11 protein-coding genes and 1 pseudogene are annotated in these 9,387 nt (G+C 72.1%); 7 read left to right on the top strand and 5 right to left on the bottom strand.

The window, feature by feature from the left end; translation table 11 throughout:
- On the top strand, nt 1–490 hold a 490-nt coding region (locus HW445_RS09770; protein WP_180220634.1), incomplete at its 5' end, for a penicillin acylase family protein.
- Nucleotides 491–600: 110 nt separating this feature from the next.
- On the top strand, nt 601–1,134 hold the full coding sequence (locus tag HW445_RS09765) for a GNAT family N-acetyltransferase (RefSeq protein WP_308798752.1): 534 nt from the start codon (nt 601–603) through the stop codon (nt 1,132–1,134).
- Between the two features lie 53 nt (nt 1,135–1,187).
- On the opposite strand, the gene HW445_RS09760 is transcribed toward HW445_RS09765, so the two are convergent.
- Nucleotides 1,188–2,471, bottom strand: coding sequence for an MFS transporter (locus HW445_RS09760; protein ID WP_180220632.1), 1,284 nt, complete (start codon nt 2,469–2,471; stop codon nt 1,188–1,190).
- Nucleotides 2,472–2,526: 55 nt separating this feature from the next.
- On the opposite strand from HW445_RS09760, the gene HW445_RS09755 reads away from it, so the two are divergent.
- The 4 genes from HW445_RS09755 (at nt 2,527) to HW445_RS09740 (ending at nt 6,125) form a co-directional block, all read left to right on the top strand.
- The gene (locus HW445_RS09755) at nt 2,527–3,555 is read left to right on the top strand and encodes a helix-turn-helix transcriptional regulator (protein ID WP_180220631.1); all 1,029 of its coding nucleotides are present in this window, start codon (nt 2,527–2,529) and stop codon (nt 3,553–3,555) included.
- Between the two features lie 725 nt (nt 3,556–4,280).
- Complete coding sequence (locus HW445_RS09750) at nt 4,281–4,928, top strand: hypothetical protein (RefSeq protein WP_180220630.1); 648 nt, start codon at nt 4,281–4,283, stop codon at nt 4,926–4,928.
- A gap of 81 nt (nt 4,929–5,009) precedes the next feature.
- Nucleotides 5,010–5,450, top strand: a complete 441-nt coding sequence (locus HW445_RS09745) for a hypothetical protein (RefSeq protein ID WP_180220629.1) — start codon at nt 5,010–5,012, stop codon at nt 5,448–5,450.
- 267 nt (nt 5,451–5,717) lie between these two features.
- Complete coding sequence (locus HW445_RS09740) at nt 5,718–6,125, top strand: hypothetical protein (protein WP_218956785.1); 408 nt, start codon at nt 5,718–5,720, stop codon at nt 6,123–6,125.
- A 210-nt stretch (nt 6,126–6,335) separates the two neighbouring features.
- Here HW445_RS09740 and HW445_RS09730 read toward each other — a convergent pair whose 3' ends face one another.
- The 4 genes from HW445_RS09730 to HW445_RS09715 form a co-directional block, all read right to left on the bottom strand.
- Nucleotides 6,336–6,791, bottom strand: coding sequence for a DUF6210 family protein (locus HW445_RS09730; RefSeq protein ID WP_308798749.1), 456 nt, complete (start codon nt 6,789–6,791; stop codon nt 6,336–6,338).
- A gap of 100 nt (nt 6,792–6,891) precedes the next feature.
- Complete coding sequence (locus HW445_RS09725) at nt 6,892–7,188, bottom strand: DUF6510 family protein (protein ID WP_180220628.1); 297 nt, start codon at nt 7,186–7,188, stop codon at nt 6,892–6,894.
- A gap of 50 nt (nt 7,189–7,238) precedes the next feature.
- Nucleotides 7,239–7,982, bottom strand: coding sequence for an FAD-binding oxidoreductase (locus HW445_RS09720; protein WP_180220627.1), 744 nt, complete (start codon nt 7,980–7,982; stop codon nt 7,239–7,241).
- Nucleotides 7,982–8,581, bottom strand: coding sequence for a sulfite oxidase-like oxidoreductase (locus HW445_RS09715; RefSeq protein WP_180220626.1), 600 nt, complete (start codon nt 8,579–8,581; stop codon nt 7,982–7,984). The genes HW445_RS09720 and HW445_RS09715 overlap by 1 nt, the downstream gene beginning before the upstream one ends.
- A gap of 571 nt (nt 8,582–9,152) precedes the next feature.
- On the opposite strand from HW445_RS09715, the pseudogene HW445_RS09710 reads away from it, so the two are divergent.
- Nucleotides 9,153–9,387 (top strand): annotated as a pseudogene (locus HW445_RS09710) (PucR family transcriptional regulator); the annotation flags it as partial.

The raw sequence follows: 9,387 nt of genomic DNA, 5'->3' as shown, positions 1-9,387 counted from the left end.
GGACGATCCCGAGATCTTCCTGCCCTGGCTCTCCCTCCTCGGCCGGGTCGGACACGCACTGGAGAGCCTGACCGTGCCCGGGGCGCTGCCCGCGGCGGTGGACGTTCCCGCCCACGCGCGGGCGGCCCTGGAGGAGGTGGCCCGCGACGGCGCTCCCGCGAGCTGGGGCGAGACCCACCGACTGGCCGCGTGGCAGGCGCTGCCCTCCGTGTCTCCTTCTCCCGGGTCCCCCGCTCTGGAGGGGGACCACGACTGCGTGATGTCCTCCTCGAGCGTGCCCGGACTGACCGATCTGGGCGCCCGCGCCTCCGCCGCGCGCTTCGTGTGGGACCTGGCCCGCAGACAGGACAGCGCGTGGATCGTCCCCCTGGGCGCCTCGGGACTCCCCGACGACGCCCACGCCCGCGACCAGCTTCCGCTGTGGCTGCGCGGCGCCCTCGTCCCCGTCGTCACCGACTGGAACGTGCTCACCGAGGAGGAGTCAGCATGACAGAGCCCACCGCGCCCCCGACGCCCAGCGAAGTCCCAACGGCCAAGGAATCCCCGGCGCCCGAGGAATCTGCGGCGTCACACGGGCCCGCCCCCGCGTACGTAAGCCGGGTGCCCGGCTTCGGCACCGTCGTCTTCCGGGTCCTCGACCCGGAGCACGACGCCGCGACCGTCCACCGCTGGGTGGATGACGAGCGGGCCCGGTTCTGGGGCATGGTCGGGCACACGGTCGAGCGGGTGCGCGACATCTACGCGTTCGTGGACTCCCTGGAGACCCACCACGCGTACCTGATCGAGCACGACGGCCACCCGGCGGGACTGCTGCAGACCTACGATCCCGAACACGATCCGCTGGGGGAGTACTACCCGGTGCGGCCCGGTGACTTCGGCATCCATTTCCTCTTCGCGCCCCCCGTGACCGCTCCACGCAGCGGCTACGGAGGCGCCCTGTTCGGCGCCGTTCTCGACTTCGTCTGGTCCGACCCCGCCCATCTGCGGGTGGTGGCCGAGCCCGACGTCCGCAACGACAGGTCACGCCGGCGGCTGCGCCTGGCGGGGTTCACGGAAGGCGCTGAGGTCGCTCTGGACCACAAGCGGGCCTGCCTGTACTTCCTCGAACGCGACCGCGACGTCGCCGGGGGGTGACCGTCCGGGTTCCCTTCGTCGACCGCGGCCACTCCGATCGGAAGGTCTCCTCCTCATGCCTCCGCGGTGGATGCCGCTGATGCCCGGCGCGGTGGCGTGGTGGCCGCTGGAAGCTCTCGCAGCGCGCGGACGGGGGAGCAGAACACGGGGAGGAAGGCGCCGGCCATGCACAACGCGCCCGCCCAGACCGCGGCGCGTAGACCTGCCACCTGACCGACAAGGCCACCGAGGGCGGAGCCGACGGCCAGGGCACCGGTGAGCAGGAAGCGGAAGGTGGCGTTCATCCGGCCGAGCAGCGCGTCCTGGGTCAGGCGCTGGCGCAGGGTGACGCCGAGGACGTTGTCGATACCCGCCTTGGTCATGGCCGCGAGCCACCCGGCACCGGCCACCCACAGCCATGGCCCGTCGCCGATCAACGCGATGGCGAGTCCGGCGGGCGCGAACCACAGCCCGGTCAACCCCAGGGCGCGGCCGTGGCCCAGGTGGGCGGCGAGGAAGCGGGCGAGGACGGCGCCGAGCAGGATGCCCAGGCCACCGACCGCCCAGTACGTCCCCAGAGCCCCGCCGGACAGGTGCAGTTCGCGGACGAACAGCACCGGCAGGATGGCGTTGATCATCTGCGCGCCGAGGTTGGTGAGGGTCGCCGTGAGCGCCAGCGCGCGTAGCTCGCGGCTGCCCAGGACGTGGCGCAGCCCTTCCGCCATCTCGGTCCGCAGCCGTCGCCGGTCGGCCGGCACCACGGCAGGAGGCTGTCGTCGGCCGACGCCCGTGAGGCCGGCCGCCGAGGCCAGGTAGGCGACGGCCCCGCCGAGGATCGCGAGGGGAGCGGTGAAGAACTGGACCAGGAAGCCGCCGGCGCCGCGGCCGGCGATGTTGGCGCCGGCCATCAGGCTCACGAGAGCGGTGTTCGCCGGCACCAGGCGCTCGCGGCCCACCAGTTCGGGCAGGACGCTCTGCGAGCCGACGTCGAAGAACACCGTGGCGCAGCCGTTCAGCAGCACCACCGCGTAGAGCTGCGGCAGCGACAGCACACCCAGCCACCAGGCGACGGGAATGGAGGCGAACAGCGCCGCGCGGGCGGCGTCGGCCGCCACCAGCACCCGGCGCGCGGGCAGGCGGTCCACCCAGGCGCCCGCGGGCAGGCCGACGAGCAGGAAGGCGGCGGTGGACAGCGCGGCCAGCGCACCGGCCTGGCCGGGGCCGGCACCGAGGGTGGTGACGGCGAGCAGCGGGATCGCGACGTAGCCGACGTTGCTGCCGAGGTGGCTGAGGGCGCCCGCGGCGAAGAGCACGCGGAAGTCACGCAACCGCCACGGGGAGGGGGACGCTTCGGTCATGCCCGTACCGTGCGGGACCACCCGACCCACCACCTACTGATTTACCCTCAGCTAAATGATCGACATAGAACTCGGCCTGGAGGACGTGGCCCGCACCCGCTTCGCGATCTCCCCGCTGTGGGAGGCGGTGGCCAGCGTCCGGGTGCTCAAGGGCGCGGACGAACACGGCCTGCACCGCACCTGGGTCGAACAGGTACGCCCACGGCTGGCGGCGGCGGACGTCGACCTGAGGCCGCTGTTCGACCTCGTACCGGTCCCGGCGCGCTCCCCCTGGAGCGGCCGCGTTCCGGGCTTCATCTGCCCGCCGCCCACAACGCCACTGCCGTCACTGGACATGGAGCTGGCCACCGTCCGGGCCACCCCGCCCACGCTCCTGTACACGACGGCCGGGGTGCCGCCCGAGCGCCTGGCGGCGCTGCGCGCCGACCCGGCGGCCGAGCTCGGGCGACTGGCCGACGTGTTGGAGGCGTACTGGGAGCTGGCACTGGCGCCGTACTGGCCCCGGATCCTCACCCTGCTGGAGGACGACATCCGCTACCGGGCCGGCCGCCTGGTCGAAGGCGGCGCCCACCGTCTGTTCGCGGACCTCGACCCGCAGGTCACCTGGGCCGGAGGCACTCTGCGCCTGGAGCATCGCACCGTCCGCGGAGCACGCCGGCTCGGCGGCCGGGGCCTGCTGCTGGTGCCGTCCGCCTTCGCGTGGCCGCGCGTGTTCTCCGTGCTCGACGAGCCGTGGCAACCCTCGCTGCGCTATCCGCCACGCGCCGTCGGCACGCTGTGGCGGACACGGCCCGCGACCGTGTCCGACGCCCTGGCAGGGGTGCTCGGCCGCTCCCGCGCGACCCTCCTCACCGAGCTGACCGCCCCCGCCTCGACCACCGCCCTCGCCCGCCGGACCGGGCTGACTCCCGGCGGCGTCTCCCAGCACCTGACGGCCCTGCGCACCGCCGGTCTGGTCAGCGCCCACCGTGCGGGCCGAGAGGTGCTGTACGCACGCACACGGCCCGGACAGATCGTCGTGGAGGCGGCAGGCTCAGGACAACCGCCGTCCGCCGACCGGGCGCCGACCACCGACCGAGCCTGAAACCCCCACCCGCAGCCGCCTGCCCGGACACTCACTCCACGAGACGGCGCCTCCACCAGGGATCCGCGCGTGGGGCGAACGGGTCCGGCAGGGTCCCCGCCAGGAATCGGTCGTCCAGAGGAGCGACGGCTCCGAGAAGCGCACGGCTCTCCTTCCGCCTCATGGCCGATGCCGCGCCCCGCAGGAGGGTTCTCGCGCGCCTGTCCCTCCAGAGGGTGGTTCCCCGCCCATGGTTGGGTCCGTGCTCCGGCCACGGGCGGAGCGCCAGGGCCCATGCCCGGAAGGCGTGCGCGACGTGACCGGGAGGCAACCGGTACCGGACTTCGAACTGTGCGATCTGCCGGTTCGCCGCAGCGGACAAACCGGGGATGACCTATCGGCTTCCGGCGTCCCCGCGACGGGGGCGTCCGGTTCTGATCTCGCCCGGTGAGCGGCGAGGCATGAGCACTTCCAGCAGGGAAGACGAATGACCGTCCCGACGGTAGAGGGGGGGGCCGGCCCGAACGGCAAGCGGTCAACCGGCCCCTTGCCGTTCTCGACACACGATCCGCGGTGCACACGGTTCGTTCCGGGGCCGCCGACCGCGGCGGCATCGAGACAGGCGGCCGACCTGAACAGGGCATCGGACGGTGGGCCGTCCGCGACGGTGGCCGAGGATCCCGCTTCTTGGGCGGCACCCCCCACACGGAGACGGCCACCGTAGGATGACCACCCAAGGGGGTGGCATGATCATGAGAATTCACCGCTGGTGCGTGGCGACCGCGGCGGCACTGCTGCTGACCGGTTGCTCCGACGGCGAGAGCGACAGCACAGCCGGCAAGGCGGCACCGCTCACCCAGGAACAGGTCCGCAAGACGCTGCCGGACAACGAGGCGATGGCGGGCTGGAAGCAGTCCGTCCGGCCCACGGCACTCGAGATGGACAAGCTCTACCGCTCGCAGGCCTGCCCCATCAAGGGCAACGCGGGCTGCGAGGACGCCCGCTTCTTCGGCGCCTCGACCTTCGAGAGGAAGGACCCCTTCGCCTCCGTCACCTTCCAGGTCGTCGCCTACGACAGCGAACAGGCCGCCCAGGACGCCTACGCCGTGCTCTGGGACGGCTACTACGGCAACCAGGCGGGCCGGAAGGCCAAGACGCTCGAGCTCGGCCCGATCGGTGACGAGAACGAAGCCCGGCTCGGGACCTCCGGCTTCAACGGCGAGCCCGGCGCCGTCACCCAGACCCGGGTCGGCACGACGCTGCTGTGGACCATGGAGTCCGCCGCGCACAAGGGCGACATCGACGCCGACAGCGTCCGGGACCTCGCCACGATGCTCGCCGAGCGATCCCAGCAGGCCCAGAACGGAGACGAACCCTCCGCCACACTCGAGTGACGCACAAGAGTTGCGGGTGAACCGAGTCCGACCACGGGCCCGGGCCGGGCCGGAGCTTGGGACGGCCTGCAGGATGCTCCCATGAGCCTGCGTTACGAGATGGTCCTCACCTGCTTCCTGAAGGACGACACACCTGAGTCAGTTCTGGACGCCCTCCGCTGGCACATGGGCCTGCGCGCCGACCGGCCCGGATCTTTCGGCCCCGACGGATGCCCGCATCCCTTGCTGACTCCGACGTCGGACAGCGACACGCGCCTGGCCGGTGGTGAGTTCGCGCGCCTGACACACCAGTCCCGAGGCTCCCATGATGTCTGGGGACTCTTCGTCCGCGTCCTGTGGCCGGACGACATACTGGAGGAATCCGTCACGATCCTCGAGCTGCTGGCTCCTCACGTGGACGAGCCGGGCTACGGCGGCTACTTCCGTGAGGAGGCCGACGCCTGGCCGTCCGTCTACATGTTCCGCGAAGGAACCTATGACGTGACCGGACCCATGTCGGATTTCCGGTCAGGAAGGAACTGAGGGGACGGTGCCCATCATGCTGCGCTCGGCATCGCCCCTCTGCACAACCTCGCGCCGACCGGGTGACCGATGCGGAGGCCGCTCCACTCCTTTTGCCGGTCGACAGCCGGGAGAGACACGGGACAGCTGAATGTCGCGCAGTAATTGCAGTGCGGCGCGAGCAGGCGTGCCGCAGACTTCCCGGGTGATCGTTCTGCAGCCCGTCCGGATGGTCGTCCGCCGCGGCCCGCCGACCCACTCGGGGGCTTCCTGCACGGACTGCTCACCATGGACGACCTTTTCGCATCAGGCGGCCTGCGGGTCACTGACACCGCTACCGGCACCACGCTCCTGCCGGGCTGCTGCAACGGGCTGGACGAGAGGCGCGACTGGCTCGAGGTCGTCGACGGCAACGGCTCGGCCTCCTTCGGTCACGACCCCTTTCCGCTCGCTGAACGTGACGGCGAAGTCGTCCGATTGACCGTCGACGCCGACCAAGACAACAGCCCGGTGATCGAGCTACCTGTCACCGACCTGGGTCGCCTGCTTGCCGGCGCGGAGCTCGACCTGATCGACTTCCTCCAACTTGCCGCCGCGTGGGCCGCCCTGCACCTACGTGATGACGCCACCCCTGTCACCGCCGCCCTCGGCCGAGCTCTGGCCCTGCCCGCACCCGAGATACCGCCGAACCCGTAGGGCTCGTGCCGGCGCGTGCTGAATCTTCTGGGTGGGGCGAGGAGAGACAACGGACTCGGCGTCGTCGCGGATACAGCCTCTGCTTCCGCGGAGCGATGGTGCTGGACGTCCGTGGCGAGACCATCGGCCCCGGAAGACACGCTCCCCGTTGGGGCGCCGCAGCATCAGGCCGACCATCCCCGAGCGGCGGCAGACGGCTGATCACCGCGTTCAGTCCGAGTTGAACCACACCAGCACTCCCGGGCCGTCCGGGGTGATCACCCGCACCCAGGCCTCATCGGTCTCACGGATACGGCTCTCATCCAGTCGGAGCACGTGTGGCTCCTCGGTGGCCCCATCGGATGCCCAGTAGCGAACGGCTCCGACGATCTCGCGGAGCTCGTCCCGCTCGTCATCTGACCACGCGTGGTTCCAGGCGCCGGCACCACGGAAGTCCTTCTCGAACAGCTGACGCAACGCGTCCAGCTCATCAGGGCCGAACAGCGGCACCAGGAAACCTTCGACCTGCCCCTGCCGACAGGCCGTTCCGCCGTACTGCTGCTGATAAACGACCCCGGTCCTCGCCTCGACGACCACATGCAGCCAGCCGCCGGCACTGAGGCCATCGGGGTCGAGGAAGACGAAGCGTCGAGAGCTCATGGCGACAGCTTCCGGGCTGTCGACCACGAGCTCAACGGCATATCACCCCTGCGAGATCAATCACGAGGCACCACCCCGTGCTCTGACCGTGCCGGCGCGGTGCATCGGATCGAACGGGGCCGGAGCACTAGGTGGACCTGCCCGCGCCGTTCGGCAGGGTGAAGCGGAACGCGCCGCCCCCGCTGCCGAGCTGGATCCAGAGATGGCCGGGCTGGGCGACGGCGCGCAGGGCGATGTCGGCGCAGCCGGGGCAGCGGCCCGTGAGGCCCGGTTCGGGACCGTAGACGTGCAGCTGCCCCAGGGTGGAGGGCATCCGGCACGTGGGGCACAGGCGCCAGGCCGTCGTGGGGTCGACGGCGAACACCTCCGAGAGCGGACCGGCGAGGGCGTTGCCGTCGAGGTAGGAGGGGCGGGGCTGGGGCACGTCGGTCTCCTGGGGTCGCGTTCGAGTCGGTGGCTGGGCGGTCCGAAGCGTCAGCCGTAGCGTTCGGTGCGGATCAGTTCGGCGGGGTGTTCGGCGGCGAGCAACAGGTCGCTGGTGTGCTCGACGAAGCCGGTGGGCCCGCAGACGTAGCAGTGGCTGCCCGCGGGCGCCGGCAGCGCCTCGAGGTCCGCGGACGTGATCCGCCCGGCGGGCCGTGCGGATCCCGGCGGCGCCTGCCGGGTGTGGAGGACACGCACCGACAGGAACGGCGGCGCGGCGGCCAGTTCGTCGGCGTACCAGACCTCGTCCTGGGTGCGGACGGAGTACAGCAGTGTGCAGGGGGCGTCGGAGCGCACCCGGCGGCGGGCGCGCAGGATGGCCATGAGGGGCACCACCCCGCTGCCGCCGGCGGCGAGCAGCAGCGGGCCGTCGAACGTGCCGTCCCACACGAACCAGCCGCCCAGCGGGCCCTTCATCTCGACCCGCGCGCCCACCGGCAGCACCTCGGCAAGGTACGGGGAGACTTCTCCGCCCGGCGTGGCCTGCACCCCCAGTTCGACCGTGTCACCGTCGGCGGGGGCCGCCAGGGAGTAGCTGCGCACGGCCTGGTAGCCGTCGTCCGCGGTGAGCCGGACGTCGACGTGCTGACCCGGCAGGTGCCCGGGCCAGCCGGGGACGCGGAAGCGCAGGGTGCGTCCGGTCGCCGTCCGGCTCTCCCGCTGCTCCAGCCGGGCCGGCCGCCAGCCGCCCGAGGGTGCCGGTCCGGCCGTCGTGGCCGGGGCGGGCCCGGCCATCAGTCGCTCCAGGTGCGCTGCTCGCGCCAGGGGTCGCCGTAGTCGTGGTAGCCGGCCGCCTCCCAGAAACCGGGTTCGTTCCGGACGGTCAGACGCACGCCCTTGACCCACTTGGCGGACTTCCAGAAGTACAGGTGCGGGACGAGCAGGCGGGCCGGACCGCCGTGCTCGGGGGAGAGGGCGAAACCGTCGAAGGAGTGGGCCACCCAGGCCTTGCCACCGGTGACGTCCTCCAGCGGCAGGTTCGTGGTGTAGCCGTCGTAGGACTCCGCGACGACGAAGTCGGCGGCGGTGTCCACACCGTCGAGGAGAACGTCCAGGGACACACCCTGCCAACGCGTGTCGAACTTCGACCAGCGGGTGACGCAGTGGATGTCGACGGTGGGACGCTCCTGCGGCAGGGCCATCATCTCGTCCCAGTTCCAGGACCGGCTGCCGCCCGTCTCGTCGGTGACCGTGAAGGTCCACCGGTCCGTCGCCAGGTGCGGAGTGGGGCCCGCGGACAGGACGGGGAAGGACTCGGTCGGGTACTGGCCGGGAGGCAGCCGCCCTTCGAACGCGTGGGTCCTGCCCCGGAATCCCGGTGAGAAGTCCGTCATGCGTCTGATCCTTCCGGTGGAGGGGCGGCTCCGGGCGGCCACGGTCCCCTGTGGCGACAAGGCCCACGCCGTGGCCGGGCGACGAGCGGTGGCGGGGACGGTGACGGTGACGTCGACGCCCGCCTCCCGCGGGCGGGGTGACAGCCCGCGGCGAACCGGTGATGGGACGGGGCGCCGACATCGGCGTCGGCGTCGGTCACCGGGCGGAGCGATGCCGTTCGGACCGTCCCCCGCGGGACCTCGCGGATGATCCGGGGACGCGGGTCGGTGGCCCCGGCCGGCTCCTTCGCCGCCGCGGCGGGCTCCGGAGACGACGTGACGGGCGGCGGCAGGGTCGGCATGGGGATTCCCGTTCCCGTGGTACGCCCGGCAGGCGGTTCCTGCCACGCAGGCATTGGCTCCCCCTCCTCCCGGTTCCTCCCACCATGTTCCCGGCGGACGCCCGGGCCGCAACCGGAGGCCGACGCCCGTACGGGTCACGGACACGGACCGCCCGGCCGGCACTCCTGGAGCCGGGCAGCCGTTCGTATGCTTCGTCCATGCACGCCCGCCCCCGCCCCGCGACAGCTCCATGACGGACACCCCCGGACCGCTCACCCTGCGCCGTCTGCTCGACTACGACGAGGACGGCATCCTCCGCCTGGTCCTCGCCCCGCACGGCTTCGACGTCCCGGTCTCCGGCGTGGTCATCGGCGACGAAGGACCCGACGCGGCCCACCACGGCCGCGTCCTGCTCGCCACCGGCCTGAACCCCGACGCCGCCGAGGCCCCGGAGACCGTACGCGAGGCCGCCCGGTGCGGGGCCG

Origin of the sequence: Streptomyces sp. UH6 (assembly GCF_013421635.1) — a bacterium.
Lineage (GTDB): Bacteria > Actinomycetota > Actinomycetes > Streptomycetales > Streptomycetaceae > Streptomyces > Streptomyces abyssomicinicus.
This window is presented reverse-complemented; position numbering and strand designations above follow the sequence as displayed.

Bases quoted from the DNA above. Each gene is read 5' to 3' on its own strand.
- HW445_RS09760 (WP_180220632.1), bottom strand. From the start codon at position 2,471: ATGACCGAAGCGTCCCCCTCCCCGTGGCGGTTGCGTGACTTCCGCGTG.
- HW445_RS09755 (WP_180220631.1), top strand. From the start codon at position 2,527: ATGATCGACATAGAACTCGGCCTGGAGGACGTGGCCCGCACCCGCTTC.
- HW445_RS09750 (WP_180220630.1), top strand. From the start codon at position 4,281: ATGATCATGAGAATTCACCGCTGGTGCGTGGCGACCGCGGCGGCACTG.
- HW445_RS09745 (WP_180220629.1), top strand. From the start codon at position 5,010: ATGAGCCTGCGTTACGAGATGGTCCTCACCTGCTTCCTGAAGGACGAC.
- HW445_RS09740 (WP_218956785.1), top strand. From the start codon at position 5,718: ATGGACGACCTTTTCGCATCAGGCGGCCTGCGGGTCACTGACACCGCT.
- HW445_RS09720 (WP_180220627.1), bottom strand. From the start codon at position 7,982: ATGGCCGGGCCCGCCCCGGCCACGACGGCCGGACCGGCACCCTCGGGC.
- HW445_RS09715 (WP_180220626.1), bottom strand. From the start codon at position 8,581: ATGACGGACTTCTCACCGGGATTCCGGGGCAGGACCCACGCGTTCGAA.